Source organism: Pseudomonas putida (genome assembly GCA_041071465.1).
Classification (GTDB): Bacteria; Pseudomonadota; Gammaproteobacteria; order Pseudomonadales; family Pseudomonadaceae; genus Aquipseudomonas; species Aquipseudomonas putida_P.
Map to the genome: position 1 here is coordinate 2,870,001 of CP163498.1, position 18,650 is coordinate 2,888,650.

General features: G+C 61.1%; 16 protein-coding genes, 2 rRNA genes and 1 pseudogene (1 of these 19 only partly in view). 16 read left to right on the top strand and 3 right to left on the bottom strand.

Annotated features, from left to right (window positions below):
* From AB5975_13285 to AB5975_13305, 5 genes are all read left to right on the top strand, one after another.
* Positions 1 to 1,728 (top strand): 23S ribosomal RNA (locus AB5975_13285) (it extends 1,165 nt beyond the left edge of the window).
* Between the two features lie 136 nt (positions 1,729 to 1,864).
* Positions 1,865 to 1,980 (top strand): 5S ribosomal RNA (gene rrf / locus AB5975_13290).
* Between the two features lie 168 nt (positions 1,981 to 2,148).
* Positions 2,149 to 2,808 carry a paraquat-inducible protein A gene (locus AB5975_13295; protein ID XDR22679.1) on the top strand — a complete coding sequence of 220 codons (660 nt, stop codon included), beginning with the start codon at positions 2,149 to 2,151 and terminating at the stop codon, positions 2,806 to 2,808.
* Complete coding sequence (locus AB5975_13300; protein ID XDR22680.1) at positions 2,795 to 3,418, top strand: paraquat-inducible protein A; 624 nt, start codon at positions 2,795 to 2,797, stop codon at positions 3,416 to 3,418. The genes AB5975_13295 and AB5975_13300 overlap by 14 nt, the downstream gene beginning before the upstream one ends.
* Entirely contained in the window at positions 3,411 to 5,711 is a 2,301-nt protein-coding gene (locus AB5975_13305) for an MlaD family protein (GenBank protein XDR22681.1), read from the top strand. The genes AB5975_13300 and AB5975_13305 overlap by 8 nt, the downstream gene beginning before the upstream one ends.
* Positions 5,712 to 5,864: 153 nt before the next feature.
* Here AB5975_13305 and rpsT read toward each other — a convergent pair whose 3' ends face one another.
* Positions 5,865 to 6,143: a 30S ribosomal protein S20 gene (gene rpsT / locus AB5975_13310; protein XDR22682.1), complete on the bottom strand. Its 279-nt coding sequence runs from the start codon at positions 6,141 to 6,143 to the stop codon at positions 5,865 to 5,867.
* A gap of 250 nt (positions 6,144 to 6,393) precedes the next feature.
* Here rpsT and murJ point away from each other — a divergent pair, with 250 nt between their 5' ends.
* The 6 genes from murJ (at position 6,394) to ispH (ending at position 13,729) form a co-directional block, all read left to right on the top strand.
* Positions 6,394 to 7,932, top strand: coding sequence for a murein biosynthesis integral membrane protein MurJ (murJ, locus tag AB5975_13315; protein ID XDR22683.1), 1,539 nt, complete (start codon positions 6,394 to 6,396; stop codon positions 7,930 to 7,932).
* 118 nt (positions 7,933 to 8,050) lie between these two features.
* Entirely contained in the window at positions 8,051 to 9,001 is a 951-nt protein-coding gene (gene ribF, locus AB5975_13320; protein XDR22684.1) for a bifunctional riboflavin kinase/FAD synthetase, read from the top strand.
* A complete protein-coding gene (ileS, locus tag AB5975_13325; protein ID XDR22685.1) occupies positions 8,998 to 11,829 on the top strand; it encodes an isoleucine--tRNA ligase in 2,832 nt (943 codons plus the stop codon). Before ribF ends, ileS begins: the two co-directional genes overlap by 4 nt.
* Positions 11,822 to 12,337: a signal peptidase II gene (gene lspA, locus AB5975_13330; protein ID XDR22686.1), complete on the top strand. Its 516-nt coding sequence runs from the start codon at positions 11,822 to 11,824 to the stop codon at positions 12,335 to 12,337. Before ileS ends, lspA begins: the two co-directional genes overlap by 8 nt.
* Positions 12,330 to 12,767: an FKBP-type peptidyl-prolyl cis-trans isomerase gene (gene fkpB, locus AB5975_13335; protein XDR22687.1), complete on the top strand. Its 438-nt coding sequence runs from the start codon at positions 12,330 to 12,332 to the stop codon at positions 12,765 to 12,767. The genes lspA and fkpB overlap by 8 nt, the downstream gene beginning before the upstream one ends.
* Positions 12,768 to 12,781: 14 nt before the next feature.
* Entirely contained in the window at positions 12,782 to 13,729 is a 948-nt protein-coding gene (gene ispH / locus AB5975_13340) for a 4-hydroxy-3-methylbut-2-enyl diphosphate reductase (GenBank protein ID XDR22688.1), read from the top strand.
* Here ispH and AB5975_13345 read toward each other — a convergent pair.
* Positions 13,730 to 14,214 (bottom strand): annotated as a pseudogene (locus AB5975_13345) (GspH/FimT family pseudopilin).
* 109 nt (positions 14,215 to 14,323) lie between these two features.
* On the opposite strand from AB5975_13345, the gene AB5975_13350 reads away from it, so the two are divergent.
* From AB5975_13350 to thiO, 5 genes are read left to right on the top strand one after another with little or no spacing between them, the layout of a single operon-like run.
* Positions 14,324 to 14,506, top strand: a complete 183-nt coding sequence (locus tag AB5975_13350; protein ID XDR22689.1) for a prepilin-type N-terminal cleavage/methylation domain-containing protein — start codon at positions 14,324 to 14,326, stop codon at positions 14,504 to 14,506.
* Positions 14,503 to 15,144, top strand: a complete 642-nt coding sequence (locus tag AB5975_13355; protein ID XDR22690.1) for a PilW family protein — start codon at positions 14,503 to 14,505, stop codon at positions 15,142 to 15,144. Before AB5975_13350 ends, AB5975_13355 begins: the two co-directional genes overlap by 4 nt.
* Complete coding sequence (locus AB5975_13360; protein XDR22691.1) at positions 15,141 to 15,584, top strand: hypothetical protein; 444 nt, start codon at positions 15,141 to 15,143, stop codon at positions 15,582 to 15,584. The genes AB5975_13355 and AB5975_13360 overlap by 4 nt, the downstream gene beginning before the upstream one ends.
* Position 15,585: 1 nt before the next feature.
* Positions 15,586 to 15,975 (top strand): type IV pilin protein, encoded by a 390-nt coding sequence (locus AB5975_13365; protein XDR22692.1) that lies wholly within the window; start codon positions 15,586 to 15,588, stop codon positions 15,973 to 15,975.
* A 54-nt stretch (positions 15,976 to 16,029) separates the two neighbouring features.
* Positions 16,030 to 17,127, top strand: coding sequence for a glycine oxidase ThiO (gene thiO, locus AB5975_13370; protein ID XDR22693.1), 1,098 nt, complete (start codon positions 16,030 to 16,032; stop codon positions 17,125 to 17,127).
* A gap of 113 nt (positions 17,128 to 17,240) precedes the next feature.
* Here thiO and AB5975_13375 read toward each other — a convergent pair whose 3' ends face one another.
* Positions 17,241 to 18,650 carry an amidase gene (locus AB5975_13375; GenBank protein XDR22694.1) on the bottom strand — a complete coding sequence of 470 codons (1,410 nt, stop codon included), beginning with the start codon at positions 18,648 to 18,650 and terminating at the stop codon, positions 17,241 to 17,243.

Consider the following 18,650-nt stretch of genomic DNA (forward strand, 5'->3'; position numbering starts at 1 on the left):
TTGGTGATGCGGTAGAGGAGCGTTCTGTAAGCCTGTGAAGGTGAGTTGAGAAGCTTGCTGGAGGTATCAGAAGTGCGAATGCTGACATGAGTAACGACAATGCGAGTGAAAAACTCGCACGCCGAAAGACCAAGGTTTCCTGCGCAACGTTAATCGACGCAGGGTTAGTCGGTCCCTAAGGCGAGGCTGAAAAGCGTAGTCGATGGAAAACAGGTTAATATTCCTGTACTTCCAGTTATTGCGATGGAGGGACGGAGAAGGTTAGGCCAGCCTGGCGTTGGTTGTCCAGGTTTAAGGTGGTAGGCTGGAATCTTAGGCAAATCCGGGATTTCAAGGCCGAGAGCTGATGACGAGTTGCCTTTAGGCGACGAAGTGGTTGATACCATGCTTCCAAGAAAAGCTCCTAAGCTTCAGATAACTGGGAACCGTACCCCAAACCGACACAGGTGGTTAGGTAGAGAATACCAAGGCGCTTGAGAGAACTCGGGTGAAGGAACTAGGCAAAATGGCACCGTAACTTCGGGAGAAGGTGCGCCGGCGAGGGTTAAGGACTTGCTCCGTAAGCCCATGCCGGTCGAAGATACCAGGCCGCTGCGACTGTTTATTAAAAACACAGCACTCTGCAAACACGAAAGTGGACGTATAGGGTGTGACGCCTGCCCGGTGCCGGAAGGTTAATTGATGGGGTTAGCGCAAGCGAAGCTCTTGATCGAAGCCCCGGTAAACGGCGGCCGTAACTATAACGGTCCTAAGGTAGCGAAATTCCTTGTCGGGTAAGTTCCGACCTGCACGAATGGCGTAACGATGGCGGCGCTGTCTCCACCCGAGACTCAGTGAAATTGAAATCGCTGTGAAGATGCAGTGTATCCGCGGCTAGACGGAAAGACCCCGTGAACCTTTACTATAGCTTTGCACTGGACTTTGAATTTGCTTGTGTAGGATAGGTGGGAGGCTTTGAAGTGGGGACGCCAGTTCTCATGGAGCCATCCTTGAAATACCACCCTGGCAACTTTGAGGTTCTAACTCAGGTCCGTTATCCGGATCGAGGACAGTGTATGGTGGGTAGTTTGACTGGGGCGGTCTCCTCCCAAAGAGTAACGGAGGAGTACGAAGGTGCGCTCAGACCGGTCGGAAATCGGTCGTAGAGTATAAAGGCAAAAGCGCGCTTGACTGCGAGACACACACGTCGAGCAGGTACGAAAGTAGGTCTTAGTGATCCGGTGGTTCTGTATGGAAGGGCCATCGCTCAACGGATAAAAGGTACTCCGGGGATAACAGGCTGATACCGCCCAAGAGTTCATATCGACGGCGGTGTTTGGCACCTCGATGTCGGCTCATCACATCCTGGGGCTGAAGCCGGTCCCAAGGGTATGGCTGTTCGCCATTTAAAGTGGTACGCGAGCTGGGTTTAGAACGTCGTGAGACAGTTCGGTCCCTATCTGCCGTGGACGTTTGAGATTTGAGAGGGGCTGCTCCTAGTACGAGAGGACCGGAGTGGACGAACCTCTGGTGTTCCGGTTGTCACGCCAGTGGCATTGCCGGGTAGCTATGTTCGGAAGAGATAACCGCTGAAAGCATCTAAGCGGGAAACTTGCCTCAAGATGAGATCTCACTGGGATCTTGAATCCCCTAAAGGGCCGTCGAAGACTACGACGTTGATAGGTTGGGTGTGTAAGCGCTGTGAGGCGTTGAGCTAACCAATACTAATTGCCCGTGAGGCTTGACCATATAACACCCAAGCAATTTGTGCGTCAGCCAAATTGCGGTGGTGAAGATGATACGAACCGAAAGTTCGCAACGAACCACACAATCACATATCCGAATTCGCTGGGCTGTCCATCTGGACATTCTGGCTACAGAATTTCTTGACGACCATAGAGCATTGGAACCACCTGATCCCATCCCGAACTCAGCAGTGAAACGATGCATCGCCGATGGTAGTGTGGGGTTTCCCCATGTGAGAGTAGGTCATCGTCAAGATTCATTTCGCAAAACCCCTATCTGCACATGCAGGTAGGGGTTTTGTCTTTGTAGCCTGAAAAGCCACGTCTCATAGGGATTACCCCACCCCCCTCTAGGCCAAGGTCAGCTCCCACAATTCGAGCCAGAACACTAGAATAGCTCCACGCACCTATTCAGAAGCGCTATATGCCCAACTCTGTCGAACCTGAAACCTTGGCCCAATTGCCGTTGGACGAGCTTGTCGCCTGCCACGAATGCGACCTGCTGCTGCGCAAGCCCGTGCTCCAGCACGGTGAGAAAGCCCAATGCCCACGTTGCGGTTACGAGCTTTATGCTCATCGGCACAACGTGGTCAACCGTAGCCTGGCGTTGGTACTGACCGCGCTGTTGCTGTTCGTGCCTGCCAATTTTCTACCGATCATGCAGTTGCACCTGCTTGGCCAGACCTCGGACGATACTGTCTGGAGCGGCGTATTGGGCCTGTACAATTCGCAGATGCGTGGTGTAGCGGTAGTCGTGTTCCTGTGCAGCATGGCCATCCCCTTGGCAAAACTGCTCTGCCAACTGGCGGTACTGCTGAGTATCCGCTTGAACGTGGGGCGTAACTTCGGCCTGTTGTTCTACCGCATCTATCACCACCTGCGTGACTGGGGCATGCTCGAGGTCTATTTCATGGGGGTGTTGGTGGCTATCGTCAAGCTGGTGGACCTGGCCGAGTTGACCGTGGGCCTGGGGCTGTTCTGTTTCATCAGCCTGTTGTTGATCCAGGTATGGCTTGAGGTGGTGATGTCACCGCACCAGATTTGGAGTGCACTTTCGGGGGAGGACCTGCATGCGGGCGATTGATGCAGGCATTCTTGTCTGCAATGAATGTCATGAACTGAACAAGCAAGTGCAAGACAGCACGTCGCAGACCTGTACACGCTGCGGCGCCATTGTCCATGCTCGCCGCCCAAACAGTATCGTGCGTACCTGGGCGCTGCTGATTGCCGCGTCGATCTTGTACATCCCGGCCAACCTGCTGCCGATCATGACTGTGAGTACACTCGGTCAGGGCAGCCCCGACACGATCATGTCCGGCGTCATTACCCTGCTCAAGCACGGCATGGTGCCCATTGCTGCGGTGGTGTTCATTGCCAGTATCCTGGTGCCCACGTTCAAGCTGGTGGGCATTGGCCTGCTGCTGTACTCCGTTCAGCGTCACCAGCCGCTTTCGGCGCGGCAACGGATATTGATGTACCGCTTCATCGAATTCATTGGGCGCTGGTCCATGCTCGATATCTTCGTCATCGCCATCCTGGTGGCCGTGGTGAATTTCGGCCGAATAGCCAGTGTCGAAGCCAATCTGGGCGCTGTCGCCTTCGCAACTGTGGTGATCCTGACAATGCTTGCCGCTTTAACTTTCGATCCCCGACTGATTTGGGATAACACGGAGTCGGATGACGACCATGAGTGACCTGCCAACGGCTAAAACCCGCCCAGCCTCTAACTGGTCGGCCATCTGGATTCTGCCTTTGATCGCCTTGATGATCGGTGGCTGGCTCGCGTGGCAGGCCTACAGCTCGGCGGGGGTAGAAATTGAAGTCCGCTTCGAGTCGGGTGAAGGTATCGTCGCCAACAAGACCGAAGTCATCTACAAGGGCATGCCGGTAGGCAAGGTGAAGAACCTGGTGCTCGATGCCGAGGGCGACAACCAGGGAGTGATCGCCACCATCGAGATGAACAAGGCTGCGGAGCCTCACCTGACCAAGGGCACACGCTTCTGGCTGGTTAAGCCCAGTGTCAGCCTGGCGGGTATTACCGGCCTTGAGACACTGGTGTCGGGTAACTACATCGCCGTCAGTCCAGGGGAGGGGGAGCGTACCAAGCGCTTTACCGCGTTGAAGGTGGCCCCGCCGCTCTCGGATACGGAGCCTGGCCTGCATCTGACCCTCAAGGCCGACAGGCTGGGTTCGCTCAACCGTGACAGCCCGGTGTTCTACAAGCAGATTCAGGTGGGTCGAGTGAAAAGCTACCGACTGTCCGAGGACCAGAGCACCGTCGAGGTCAAAGTCTTCATCGAGCCCGCCTACGCCAGCCTGGTGCGTAAACACACGCGTTTCTGGAATGCCAGCGGCGTCAGCATCGATGCTTCGCTGTCAGGTGTGAAGGTGCGCAGCGAGTCGCTGTCGAGCATCGTGGCCGGTGGTATCGCCTTCGCCACGCCGGAATACCGCAAGGACAGCCCGCCCACCGACCCGAGCCTGCCATTCCGCCTGTATGAGGACTTTGATGCAGCCCAGGCCGGTATTCGGGTCAAAGTGAAACTGAGCGATTATGAAGGCCTGCAGGCGGGTCGCACGCCGGTTATGTACAAGGGTATTCAGGTGGGCTCGCTGAAGGCCCTGAAGATGGAAGACAACCTGTCCAGCGCGTCGGCCGAGTTGACACTGGACCCGCTGACCGAAGACTACCTGGTGGACGGGACTCAGTTCTGGGTAGTCAAACCGTCGATTTCCCTGGCGGGTATCACTGGCCTGGAAGCGCTGGTCAAAGGTAACTACATCGCCATTCGCCCCGGTGAGAAGGGCGCACGGCCAGAGCGTGAGTTCGAAGCCCGTGCCAAGGCGCCGCCACTCGATCTCAAGGCACCGGGCCTGCACATGGTGTTGTTCGCCGACACCTTGGGTTCGCTGGAAGTCGGCAGCCCGGTTATGTACCGCCAGGTGAAGGTGGGTAGCGTCCAAAGCTACCAGTTCGCTCGCAACAGCAACCGCATCCTGATCGGTGTACATATCGAGAAGGAGTACGAAAAGCTGGTCAATGGTTCGTCGCGCTTCTGGAACGTCAGTGGTATCACCCTGACCGGCGGCCTTTCTGGCATCAAGATCAAGAGTGAATCACTGCAAACATTGATGGCCGGTGGTATCGCCTTCGACACGCCGCGGCCCGATGTGGCGCTGAAACGGCACATTCCGCGCTTCCGCCTGCATGACAGCCAAGAAGCGGTAAACCGTGCCGGCACGTTGATCACCATCCGTGTCGACCGTGCAGATGGCCTGAAGCCGGGTACGGCGATCCGCTTCCGTGGCCTGGATGTGGGCAGTATCGAAAGCGTCGACCTCACCGATGACTTGCAGGCCGTGCTGCTGCGGGCGCGCATTACCGAAGCGGCGGACCGTATCGCCCGCGCCGGTACGCAGTTCTGGGTGGTCAAGCCAGCATTAGGCCTGGTGCGCACCGAGAACCTCGACACCCTGATTGGCGGCCAGTACCTGGAAGTGCAGCCGGCAGCCAAGGACCGTGGTCCGCAGCGTGATTTCATTGCCTTGGCCGATGCTCCACAGGTGGCGGGGCCAGAGGTCGGTCTGCCGTTGACACTCAGTGCGCCACGCCGTGGCTCGATCAAACCGGGTGTGCCGGTGACCTACCGTGAGGTTGCGGTGGGCAAGGTGACAGGCTTCGAGCTGGGCCAGAGCGCTGACCGTGTGCTGATCCATATCCTCATCGAGCCGCGCTATGCCGCCTTGGTACGCAGCGGTAGCCGTTTCTGGAACAGCAGTGGCTTCGGTTTCGATTGGGGGCTGTTCAAGGGCGCCACGGTGCGCACCGAGTCGGTGCAGACCCTGATCGATGGCGGTATCGCTTTTGCAACGCCAGATGGCGAGCAGATGGGCAACCCAGCACGACCGCAGCAGACATTCGCCTTGTTCGACAAGGCGGAGGATGAATGGATGCAGTGGGCGCCGAAGATCCAAATCGCCAGGTAAGAGTGTCTGCAGGGGCGGGTTTGCCCGCTCCTGCAGGTGTCAATTGATGATGAATTGTGTCAATTGACCATAAATATTGGGACCGAAGGATTCCAATAAATTGCAGGCAACAAAAAACCGACCCTAGGGTCGGTTTTTCGACTAGCGCGTCGCTTAGGCAGCTGCAGCTTCTTTCAGCGCCTTGATGTGGCCATTCAGACGGCCTTTGTGACGAGCAGCCTTGTTCTTGTGGATGATACCTTTGTCGGCCATACGGTCGATTACAGGTACAGCCAGAACGTAAGCGGCTTGCGCTTTTTCGGCGTCTTTTGCGTCAATGGCTTTAACTACATTCTTGATGTAGGTGCGGACCATGGAACGCAGGCTGGCGTTGTGGCTGCGACGCTTCTCAGCCTGTTTTGCACGTTTCTTGGCGGAAGGTGTGTTGGCCACCGTCGAGCTCCTCGAAAGACTTTAGGTAAATAGCAAACAAAATAGGCCGCGAATCATGCCGATCAGTAGATCGATTGTCAAGGCCACCTGCAAGGTTCCGCCGAGCGGTGCGCCAACAAGCGGGAAAGATTCCTTTCTGCTGCGCGACCTGTACACTCGGGAATTTTTGGCTCCCCTGCGAAGGCGCGGGAGTATCGCACATTCGGACGCTGTCTGGCAGCGTCCTCTGTCATTGGCGTGAATCTTTTCGATGAACCTGCTCAAATCCCTGGCTGCAGTAAGCTCGATCACCATGATTTCGCGGGTGCTGGGCTTCGTCCGCGACACCATCCTGGCGCGCATCTTCGGTGCCGGTGTCGCCACCGACGCCTTCTTCATCGCGTTCAAGTTGCCCAACCTGTTGCGGCGGATCTTCGCTGAAGGTGCATTCTCCCAGGCCTTCGTGCCGATCCTGGCCGAATACAAGACCCAGCAGGGCGAGGAGGCGACACGCACCTTCATTGCCTACGTCAGCGGCCTGCTGACCCTGGTCCTGGCCCTGGTGACCGCCATCGGTATCCTGGCGGCGCCCTGGGTGGTGTGGGCGACGGCCCCGGGTTTTGTTGACAGCGCCGAAAAATACGAGCTGACCACCGCCCTGTTGCGAGTGACCTTTCCTTATATATTGCTGATCTCGCTGTCTTCCCTGGCCGGTGCGATCCTCAATACCTGGAACCGTTTCTCGGTACCGGCCTTCACCCCGACCTTGCTGAACGTGGCGATGATCGCCTTCGCCGTGCTGCTGACACCGTACTTCGACCCGCCGATCATGGCCTTGGCCTGGGGCGTGCTGGCCGGTGGCCTGGCGCAGTTGCTGTACCAGCTGCCGGCACTGAAGAAGATCGGCATGCTCGTGCTGCCGCGCCTGAACTTAAAGGACGCCGGTGTGTGGCGGGTACTGAAGCAGATGCTGCCGGCGATTCTCGGGGTGTCGGTGAGCCAGATCTCGTTGATCATCAACACCATCTTCGCTTCCTTCCTGGTGGCCGGCTCGGTGTCGTGGATGTACTACGCCGACCGCCTCATGGAGTTGCCTTCGGGTGTGCTGGGCGTGGCATTGGGCACGATCCTGCTGCCGACCCTGGCCAAGACCTACGCCAACAAGGACCGCGAGGAGTACTCGCGGATTCTCGACTGGGGCCTGCGCCTGTGCTTCCTGCTGGTGCTGCCCTGCACCCTGGCGCTGGCCATTCTTGCCGAGCCACTGACCGTTGCGTTGTTTCAATACGGCAAATTCAGTGCGTTCGATGCGGCCATGACCCAGCGGGCGCTGATGGCCTATTCCGTGGGCTTGCTGGCGATCATTCTGGTCAAGGTACTGGCACCCGGCTTCTATGCGCAGCAGAATATCCGCACGCCGGTGAAAATCGCGATCTTCACGCTGGTTTGCACTCAGCTGTTCAACCTTGCCCTGGTCGGGCCGCTCGCACATGCCGGCCTGGCATTGGCGATCAGCCTCGGTGCCTGCCTGAATGCCGGCTTGCTGTTCTGGAAGCTGCGCAGTCAGCAGTTGTTCGAACCTCAGCCAGGCTGGGCAATGTTCCTGCTCAAGCTTGTTTTGGCAGTGGCACTCATGTCGGCGGTACTGTTGGCGGGCATGCACTATATGCCGGCCTGGGAGCAGGGCATCATGCTCGAGCGCTTCCTGCGCCTGGGGGCGTTGATCCTGGCGGGCGTCGTGACGTATTTCGGCTGCCTGTACCTGTGCGGCTTCCGGCCTCGGCATTTCGCCCGCAAGGCCTTGCACTAAGGCTTGGGGCGGGTCAAACGTCGGTTTTTCGCATTCCACGCCGCCCTTGGGCGCTGCTGCCTGTCACCAGCGCCCGGGTGTGGTTATAATCGGCCACTTTATGAGCAAGAAGCGCGTTATGCAGCTGGTTCGAGGTCTTCACAACCTGCGCCCCGAGCACCGGGGCTGTGTCGCCACCATTGGCAACTTCGACGGGGTTCACCGCGGCCACCAGGCAATCCTGGCGCGTCTGCGCGAGCGCGGCCAGGCCTTGGGCCTGCCGACCTGCGTGGTGATCTTCGAACCGCAACCACGCGAGTACTTCGCCCCTGAAACCGCGCCGGCGCGCCTGGCCCGCCTGCGCGACAAGGTCGAGCTGCTGGCCGCCGAGGGCATTGACCGGGTTTTGTGCCTGGCGTTCAATCAGCGCCTGAGCAAGCTCAGCGCCGATGCCTTCGTCAAGGCCATCCTGGTCGACGGCTTGGGTGTGCGTCATCTCGAAGTGGGCGATGACTTCCGCTTTGGCTGCGACCGTGCTGGCGATTTCGCCTTCCTGATCGAGGCCGGCAAGCAGTACGGCTTTACCGTCGAGGCCGCCAACACGGTAATCCAGGACGGCCTGCGGGTCAGCAGCACCGAAGTGCGCAAGGCCCTGTCCGAGGGCAACTTCGAACTGGCCGAGCACCTGCTGGGTCGCCCGTACAGCATCACTGGCCGCGTACTGCATGGCCAGAAGCTGGCCCGCCAGCTCGGCACACCTACCGCCAATATCCAGCTCAAGCGCCGCCGCGTGCCGCTGTCCGGGGTCTACCTGGCCAGCATCGAAATCGACGGCAAGGCCTGGCCGGGTGTCGGCAATATTGGCGTGCGTCCCACCGTTGCCGGTGATGGGCGCCCGCACCTGGAAATTCATCTACTGGATTATGCCGGTGACCTGTATGGCCGGCGCCTGACGGTGGAGTTCCACCACAAGCTGCGTGAAGAGCAGCGATTCGCCTCCCTGGAGGCGCTGAAGTCGGCGATCGATGCGGATATCGCCGCCGCACGTGCACATTGGCACGCTCAACCGCTAACGAAGAGCCTGAAATGACCGACTACAAAGCCACGCTTAACCTTCCGGACACCGCCTTCCCCATGAAGGCCGGCCTGCCTCAGCGCGAACCGCAGATCCTGCAGCGCTGGGACAGCATTGGCCTGTACCAGAAGCTGCGCGAAATTGGCAAGGATCGTCCCAAGTTCGTCCTGCACGACGGCCCGCCCTATGCCAACGGCAAGATTCACATCGGTCATGCGCTGAACAAGATCCTCAAGGACATGATCGTCCGCTCCAAGACCCTGGCCGGCTTCGATGCGCCGTATGTACCGGGCTGGGACTGCCATGGCCTGCCGATCGAGCACAAGGTCGAGGTTACCCACGGCAAGCACCTGTCCGCCGACCGCACCCGCGAGCTGTGCCGCGAATACGCCGCCGAGCAGATCGAAGGGCAGAAGACCGAGTTCATTCGCCTGGGCGTGCTGGGTGACTGGGACAACCCGTACAAGACCATGAACTTCGCCAACGAGGCCGGTGAAATCCGCGCCCTGGCCGAGATGGTCAAGCAAGGCTTCGTGTTCAAGGGCCTCAAGCCTGTGAACTGGTGCTTCGATTGCGGTTCGGCCCTGGCTGAAGCGGAAGTCGAGTACGCCGACAAGAAATCCCAGACCATCGACGTGGCCTTCCCGGTTGCCGATGAAACCAAGCTGGCCGCTGCTTTCGGCCTGGCGTCGCTGGCCAAACCGGCCGCCATCGTGATCTGGACCACCACCCCGTGGACCATCCCGGCCAACCAGGCGCTGAACATCCACCCGGAGTTCAAGTACGCCCTGGTCGACACCGGCGAGCGCCTGCTGGTACTGGCTGAGGAGCTGGTCGAATCGTGCCTCAAGCGCTACAACCTGGAAGGCTCGATCATCGCCACCGCCCAAGGTTCGGCGCTGGAGCTGATCAACTTCCGTCACCCGTTCTATGATCGCCTGTCGCCAATCTACCTGGCCGACTACGTCGAGCTGGGCGCGGGTACCGGCGTGGTGCATTCGGCACCTGCATACGGTGAAGACGACTTCGTTACCTGCAAGCGCTACGGCATGGTCAACGACGACATCCTCACCCCGGTGCAGAGCAACGGTGTATATGTCGAGTCGCTGCCATTCTTCGGCGGCCAGTTCATCTGGAAGGCCAACCCGGCCATCGTCGAGAAGCTGAGCGAAGTCGGTGCGCTGATGCACACCGAAACCATCAGCCACAGCTACATGCACTGCTGGCGCCACAAGACCCCGCTGATCTACCGTGCTACTGCGCAGTGGTTCGTGGGCATGGACAAGCAGCCAACCACCGGCGAGCCGCTGCGTGAGCGCGCGCTGAAAGCCATCGAAGACACCAAGTTCGTGCCGGCCTGGGGCCAGGCGCGCTTGCATTCGATGATCGCCAACCGCCCGGACTGGTGCATTTCGCGTCAGCGCAACTGGGGCGTGCCAATCCCGTTCTTCCTGCACAAGCAGACCGGCGAACTGCACCCGCGCACTGTCGAGCTGATGGAGCAAGTGGCCAAACGCGTCGAGCAGGAGGGCATCGAGGCTTGGTTCAAGCTGGACGCCGCCGAGCTGCTGGGCGTTGAAGCCGACCAGTACGACAAGATCACCGACACCCTCGACGTGTGGTTCGACTCGGGTACCACCCATTGGCACGTGCTGCGTGGCTCGCACGACATCGGCCACACCACCGGCCCGGTCGCCGACCTGTACCTGGAAGGCTCTGACCAGCACCGTGGCTGGTTCCACTCGTCGTTGCTGACCGGTTGCGCCATCGACAACCACGCGCCATACCGCGAGCTGCTGACCCATGGCTTCACCGTGGACGAAAACGGCCGCAAGATGTCCAAATCGCTGGGCAACACCATCGAACCGGAGAAGGTCAACAACACCTTGGGTGCCGACATCCTGCGCCTGTGGGTTTCGGCCACCGACTACTCCGGTGAAATGGCGGTTTCCGAGCAGATCCTGCAGCGCAGCGCCGACGCCTATCGCCGTATTCGCAATACCGCGCGCTTCTTGCTGTCCAACCTGTCCGGCTTCGACCCGGCCCGCGACCTGCTGGCCCCGGAAGACATGCTGGCACTGGACCGCTGGGCCGTGGACCGCACCCTGCTGCTGCAGCGCGAGCTGGAAGAGCACTACAGCGAGTACCGTTTCTGGAACGTCTACTCCAAGGTGCACAACTTCTGCGTACAGGAACTGGGCGGCTTCTACCTCGACATCATCAAGGACCGCCAGTACACCACTGGTGCCAACAGTGTCGCCCGCCGCTCCTGCCAGACCGCGCTATACCACATCAGCGAGGCGCTGGTGCGCTGGATCGCGCCAATCCTGGCGTTCACCGCCGACGAAATCTGGCAGTACCTGCCGGGCGAGCGCAACGAGTCGGTAATGCTCAACGGCTGGTACCAGGGCCTGAGCGAGCTGCCGGAAGGCACCGAGCTGGACCGCGCCTACTGGGACCGCGTGATGGCGGTGAAGGCCTCGGTGAACAAAGAGCTGGAGAACCAGCGTACCGCCAAGGTGATCGGTGGCAACCTGCAGGCCGAAGTGACCCTGTACGCCGACGAAGGCCTGAGCGCCGACCTGGGCAAGCTGGGCGACGAACTGCGCTTCGTGCTGATCACCTCGGCCGCCAGCGTGGTGCCGTTCGCTCAGGCGCCGGCCGAAGCCGTGGCCACCGAAGTCGAAGGCCTCAAGCTGAAGGTGGTCAAGTCCGGCCACGCCAAGTGCGGCCGTTGCTGGCACTTCCGCGCCGACGTTGGCAGCCACCCGGAGCACCCGGAAATCTGCAGCCGTTGCGTCGACAACCTGAGCGGTTCGGGTGAGGTGCGCCACTATGCCTAACCCTGCAGCGGGGCGCTTCGGGCGCCTTGCATGGCTTTGGCTGAGCTTGCTGGTCCTGGTCCTCGACCAGGCCACCAAGCTGTACTTCAACAACGCCCTGACCATGTACCAGCAGATTGTGGTCATCCCTGACTACTTCAGCTGGACGTTGGCCTACAACACCGGTGCCGCGTTCAGCTTCCTCGCTGATGGCGCTGGCTGGCAGCGCTGGCTGTTCGCCCTGATCGCCGTGGTGGTCAGTGCCGTGCTGGTGGTATGGCTCAAGCGCCTGGGGCGCAACGAGACCTGGCTGGCCGTGGCACTGGCGCTGGTGCTGGGTGGCGCCATCGGTAACCTGTACGATCGCATCGTGCTGGGCCATGTGGTCGACTTCATCCTGGTGCACTGGCAGAACCGCCACTACTTCCCGGCCTTCAACGTGGCCGACAGCGCCATCACCGTTGGTGCGGTGATGCTGGCGCTGGATATGTTCAAGAGCAAGAAGTCCGAGGATCCGGTCCATGACTGACACCCGTATCGGCCAGAACACCGAAGTCACCTTGCACTTCGCGCTGCACCTGGAAAACGGCGACACCGTCGACAGCACGTTCGACAAAGCCCCGGCCACCTTCAAGGTTGGCGATGGCAACCTGCTGCCGGGCTTTGAAAGCGCCCTGTTCGGCTTCAAGGCCGGTGACAAGCGCACTGTGGTAGTGGCCCCGGAGAACGCTTTCGGCCAGCCTAACCCGCAGAACGTGCAGGTTATGCCGCGCTCCAACTTCGAAGGCATGGAGCTGTCCGAAGGCCTGCTGATCATCTTCAACGACGCCGCCAACACCGAGCTGCCAGGTGTGGTCAAAGCGTTCGATGACGACCAGGTGACCATCGACTTCAATCACCCACTGGCTGGCAAGACCCTGACCTTCGAGGTGGAGATCCTCGAGGTGAAGGCCCTGTAAGCCTGGAGCCGAGCATGCAAATCAAACTCGCCAACCCTCGCGGCTTTTGCGCGGGGGTCGACCGGGCGATCGAGATCGTCAACCGCGCGCTGGAAGTCTTCGGCCCGCCGATCTATGTGCGCCACGAAGTGGTGCACAACAAGTTCGTGGTGGAAGACCTGCGCAACCGTGGCGCCATCTTTGTCGAAGAGCTGGACCAGGTACCGGACGATGTCATCGTCATCTTCAGTGCCCACGGTGTTTCCCAGGCCGTGCGCCAGGAAGCAGCTGGCCGTGGCCTGAAAGTGTTCGATGCCACCTGCCCGCTGGTGACCAAGGTGCACATCGAAGTGGCCAAGTACAGCCGCGATGGCCGTGAGTGCATTCTCATCGGCCACGAAGGGCACCCGGAAGTCGAAGGCACCATGGGCCAGTACGACGCCAGCAACGGTGGCGCCATCTACCTTGTCGAGGACGAGGAAGATGTTGCCAACCTGCAGGTGCGCGACCCGGACCACCTGGCCTTCGTCACCCAGACCACGCTGTCGATGGACGACACCAGTCGCGTCATCGACGCCCTGCGTGCACGCTTTCCGAACATCGGTGGCCCGCGCAAGGACGACATCTGCTACGCCACCCAAAACCGCCAGGACGCCGTCAAGCAACTGGCAGGCGAGAGTGACGTGGTGCTGGTGGTCGGCAGCCCGAACAGCTCCAACTCCAACCGCCTGCGCGAGCTGGCCGAGCGCATGGGCACTCCGGCTTACCTGATTGATGGTGCCGAGGACCTGCAACGCGGCTGGTTCGACCAGGCCGCGCGTATCGGCATCACTGCCGGTGCTTCGGCCCCCGAAGTGCTGGTGCGTGGCGTGATCGAGCAACTCAAAGCTTGGGGCGCCACGGGCGCTGAAGAGCTGGATGGGCGGGAGGAGAACATCACCTTCTCGATGCCTAAAGAGCTGCGGGTTCGGTCGCTGATCTGATCAGGGCCTTGCGCACAGCGGATGATTCGGTTCGCCTGTGCGCAAGGCTACTCTGCCAGTGCTTGCCAGAACCACATGATAAGGGCTGTTGGTTTTTTCGCAGACTACAAGCCGGCCACTCAGCTGAGCGTTGTTTGGCTGCATCGGCACACCCTGTGCACTGAATTTCACCTGCCCCCCCGTATTCGCTGCGATGTACATGGGTCGAGAAAGCCGATGTTCACGCAGCACTTGCTGATTGTGCTCTAACACTGCACGCCAGCCATTCCCCAATTACCGTCCAGCGCCACTACAACTACCGGTTGGCCCTGCAGCACGGCATGGCTGCGCGCACTGCGCAGTGCCTGGGCCAGATCTCGGGCCGCTGCCGCCCGGTGTAGGTCGTCACTCATCCTGGCGTAGGCCGGAATACCCAGCTGTGTCAGCAAGACAGCCACCGCCAAGGCCGACAACATTTGAATCAGTGTTACGCCGCGTTGCCTCACCGTGCATTCCTCCCTGGAAGTGCTTGGCTATAGCTTCACGTTCGCTGGCCAAGCGTTCTAGTCGGCCGGTTCCAAGGCTGTTGCAGGAAAAGTCACGGGAGGTGCAAGGATGCACGTAAGGCAACGGGGCATGACGCTCCTGGAAGTGCTGTTGGTTGTCGCGGTTGTGGCCGTGGGCATGTTCGCAACCGCAGCGATGCAGTTGCAGGCATTGCAGGCGACGGAAAGCGCACGCCGTGATGGGCGGGCGGCGATGGCGGCGCATAGCGAGCTTGAGCGGAGGCGGCGATGAGGCGCCGCCAGATTGGGTTCGGTTTGCTTGAAGTTGTGATGGCACTGGCCATCGGGTTGCTGCTGCTGGCGGCGGCCAGCCAGCTCTTTACCTCCGCACACCAGGCTTGGCGCCTGCAAAGCACGGCAGTGCGTATGCAGGATGAAGCACGTCAGGCATTACTGCGTATGGCGCAGGACATCCGCATGACGGGGATGTTTGGCTGTCTTCAGCTCGGTCCAGGCGACTTCAACGCCCCGGGCTCACAGTTGGCTTTCGCCCGACCATTGGAAGTTGATTCCACTACCCTCAGCCTGGTTGTAGCGGAGTTGCCCGGACAGGCTGGCAAGTCTGACTGGCTCTTGCACACAGACTGCATCGAGAAAGTGAGCGTGGATGTGGATCCCAAAGAGGGCTATCCACTGGCGTTTCCTATCAGCAGATACGTCTACCAGCTCCAGGGCAACCAACTGAAGTTCAAGCGAGGAAGAAGCTTTCAGCCGCTGGTCGAGAATGTACGAGAGGCGCGCTTCGAACGTGTGCAAACACCCGAAGGAGTGAGAGTGGATATCGCGCTCACGTTGTACGAGCCCACGCTCAAACTCGAACAGCGCCATGAGCTTAGCGTGGCGCTGCGCAACTCGGTGCCGGGGCCATGAAGCGTCAACGCGGTGTCGTGCTGCTGTTGGCGTTGGTACTGAGCCTGCTGCTCGGCTTGCTGGCGGCCTCAGCCCTGAGTGATGCCTTGGTGGAAACGCGAATGGCCGGTCACCTGCGCGATGGTCTGCTGGCGCTCGAAGAAGCGGAGGCCACCTTGCAAGCAGGGGAGGCCGAGATCAAGCGTGCACCTCCTGATCCGTGTTCCGCGTGCATGCCGCCAGCTCGACCGCACGACCTGGCCGGGCAGTGGCACAGCACGCAAGAGGGCTATTTCCACCTGCAGAATCTTGGCCCGAGTAAGCGCGCGCAGGCCACCCTGTTTCGGATAACCGCCGTGAGCAAACAAACCCAGTCACGACAGGTACTGGAAGCCGTCTACGCCGTGGCCGACGACAAGATGCAACGCATGGCCTGGCGACAAAGACTCAGAGGAGACTGACATGCAGCAAGGCTTGAGCCTGATCGAGTTGTTGATTGTGCTGGCCGTGACCGGCATTCTGGCAGCCATTGCCTACCCCAGTTACAGCGACCAGCTTCGGCGAGCCGCGCGCAGCGAAGTGGTTGGCCTGCTGCATGATGCCGCCCTGCGTCTGGAGCGCCACCGCGTGCGCACCGGCGAGTATGCCGAGGGCGACCCGGCCTTGCCCGACGGTACCCGCTACTACAGCCTGCAGGCCCAGCGCGGCAGCGACACCTTCACGCTGCACGCCCGGCGGCTGCCGAATGGGCTGATGGCACAGGATGGCTGTGGCGATTTCCAGCTCGACCAGGCTGGCGCGCGCAGCAACCCCGGTGCCGTTGGTGGCAGCGAGCACTGCTGGGGAAGCTGAAGGTTGAATGATGCCCGGTGCATCGCGGTTTTACTTCAGGTGTTGGATCGACAGATGAACAAGCAAGTAGTGGTGGTCGGCGGCGGGGTGATTGGCCTGCTGACGGCGTTCAACCTGGCGGCAAAGGTCGGCCAGGTGGTGGTGTGTGATCAGGGCGAGGTTGGCCGCGAGTCGTCCTGGGCTGGCGGTGGCATTGTTTCGCCGTTGTACCCATGGCGCTACAGCCCGGCGGTGACCGCCCTGGCGCACTGGTCGCAAGACTTTTATCCACAGCTGGGCGAGCGCTTGTTCGCCAGCACCGGCGTCGACCCCGAAGTGCACACCACTGGGCTGTACTGGCTCGATCTGGACGACGAGGCCGAAGCGTTGGCCTGGGCCGAGCGCGAGCAGCGACCGCTTAGCGCCGTGGATATCTCGGCGGCCTATGACGCGGTGCCGGTGCTGGGCCCGGGCTTCAAGCGCGCCATCTACATGGCTGGGGTGGCCAATGTGCGCAACCCACGGTTGGTCAAATCGCTGAAGGCGGCGCTGCTGGCGCTGCCTAACGTGACCTTGCGCGAACACTGCCAGATCACCGGTTTCGTGCAGCAGGACGGGCGCGTGACCGGGGTGCAGACCGCCGACGGCGTGCTGGTGGCGGATGAAGTGGTGCTCAGCGCTGGCGCCTGGAGTGGTGACCTGCTGCGTACCCTTGGCCTCGAACTGCCGGTAGAGCCGGTGAAGGGCCAGATGATCCTGTTCAAGTGCGCCGACGACTTCTTGCCGAGTATGGTGCTGGCCAAGGGGCGCTATGCGATCCCACGGCGTGATGGGCACATTCTGGTGGGCAGTACGCTGGAGCATGCCGGTTATGACAAGACCCCGACCGGGGATGCGCTGGACAGCCTGAAGTCATCGGCGGTGGAGTTGCTGCCTGAGCTTGAGGGGGCCACGGTGGTGGCGCACTGGGCTGGGCTGCGGCCGGGCTCGCCGGAAGGTATTCCGTATATCGGGCCGGTGCCGGGGCATGCGGGGTTGTGGCTGAACTGCGGGCATTACCGTAATGGGCTGGTGCTGGCACCGGCTTCGTGCCAATTGTTTACCGACTTGCTGACCGGGGCCGAGCCGATTATCGACCCGGCGCCTTATGCGCCAGAAGGTCGTTTGGGCTGAGGGCTTCTTCGCGGGTAAACCCGCTCCCACAGGTGCAGCACAGGTTTGAAAACCGTGTGATCCCTGTGGGAGCGGGTTTACCCGCGAAAGGGCCAGCGAGCCTGTTAGAGCGCTCAACCGGTAATAGGAGCCTGCAAGTGCCGGCTTGGGTAATGCTGTTCATACACCTTGCACACCCGCAGCACCTGCTCATCGGCGAAGCGCCCGGCCACCACCTGCAGGCCCACCGGCAACCCTTCGCGGGTAAACCCGCAAGGCACCGATGCCGCCGGCTGTTGCGTCAGGTTGAAGGGGTAGCTGAACGGCGTCCACTCCATCCACTGCGCCATCCCCGACCCAGGCGGCACGTTGTGCCCAGCCTCGAATGCCACCAGCGGCAGCATGGGGGATAGCAGCACGTCATAGCGCTGGTGGAAGGCATTCATCTTCGCTATCAACGCTGCCCGCGCCTCAAGCGCCTGGGTGTATTCGCGCAGGTTGATCTGCGCCCCTTGCTCGGCAATCCAGCGCAGCCCAGGGTCCAGCAGCGCCCGTTGCTCTTCGCTGAGCGCGCCGGCCAGGCGGGCCGCGCCGGCGAACCACAAGGTGTTGAAGGTTTCCAGCGGGTCGCTGAAGCCAGGGTCCACTTCCTCTACCTGCGCACCCAGCCGCGCCAGGCGTTGCACCGCTTGTGCCACCAGCGCCTGGACCTGCGGGTCGACCTGCACGTAACCGAAATTCGCGCTGTAGGCGATGCGCAGGCCGCTCAGGTCTTGCTGCTGGCCCAGCCACGGTGTCTGCCGTGGTGCACCGGCCAGGCCATCACGGGCATCGGGGCGAGCGACACAATCGAGCATCAGCACCGCGTCGTCCACGGTGCGCGTCATCGGCCCCAAGTGCGACAGCACGGTCATGGCGCTGGCTGGCCACTGCGGCACATAGCCGAAGGTTGGCTTGATGCCGAAGGTGCCGGTAAAGGCGCAGGGAATACGAATCGAGCCACCGGCATCGCTGCCCTGGTGCAGCACACCCAGGTTCAGCGCCGCGGCTGCCGCGGCACCACCCGACGAGCCGCCGGCAGTCAGCCTGGTATCCCAGGGGTTGCGGGTGATGCCGTACAGCGGATTGTCTGTTACCCCTTTCCAGCCGAACTCCGGCGTGGTGGTCTTGCCCACCAGCACCGCCCCGGCCTCACGCATGAACGCGGAGAAGGGCGCATCGATGTCCCATGGCCCGGCGCTCGAGGTGGTGCGCGAGCCTTTGCGGGTGGGCATGCCACGGGTCAGGGTCAGGTCCTTGATCGAAGCGGGTACGCCATCCAGCCGGCCACAGGGTTCGCCACGTTGCCAGCGCTGTTCGCTGGCGCGGGCGGCGGCGCGGGCCCCTTCGCCGTCGACATGGCAGTAGGCGTTGACTGCCGGGTTGTGCAGGTCGATGCGCGCCAGCACATCGTCGACTACCTCGACTGGGGACAGTTGGCGGCGCTGGTACAGCTCGAGCAGTTCGACGGCAGTGAACTCGCCAATCGCGGTTTTCTGGGTCAT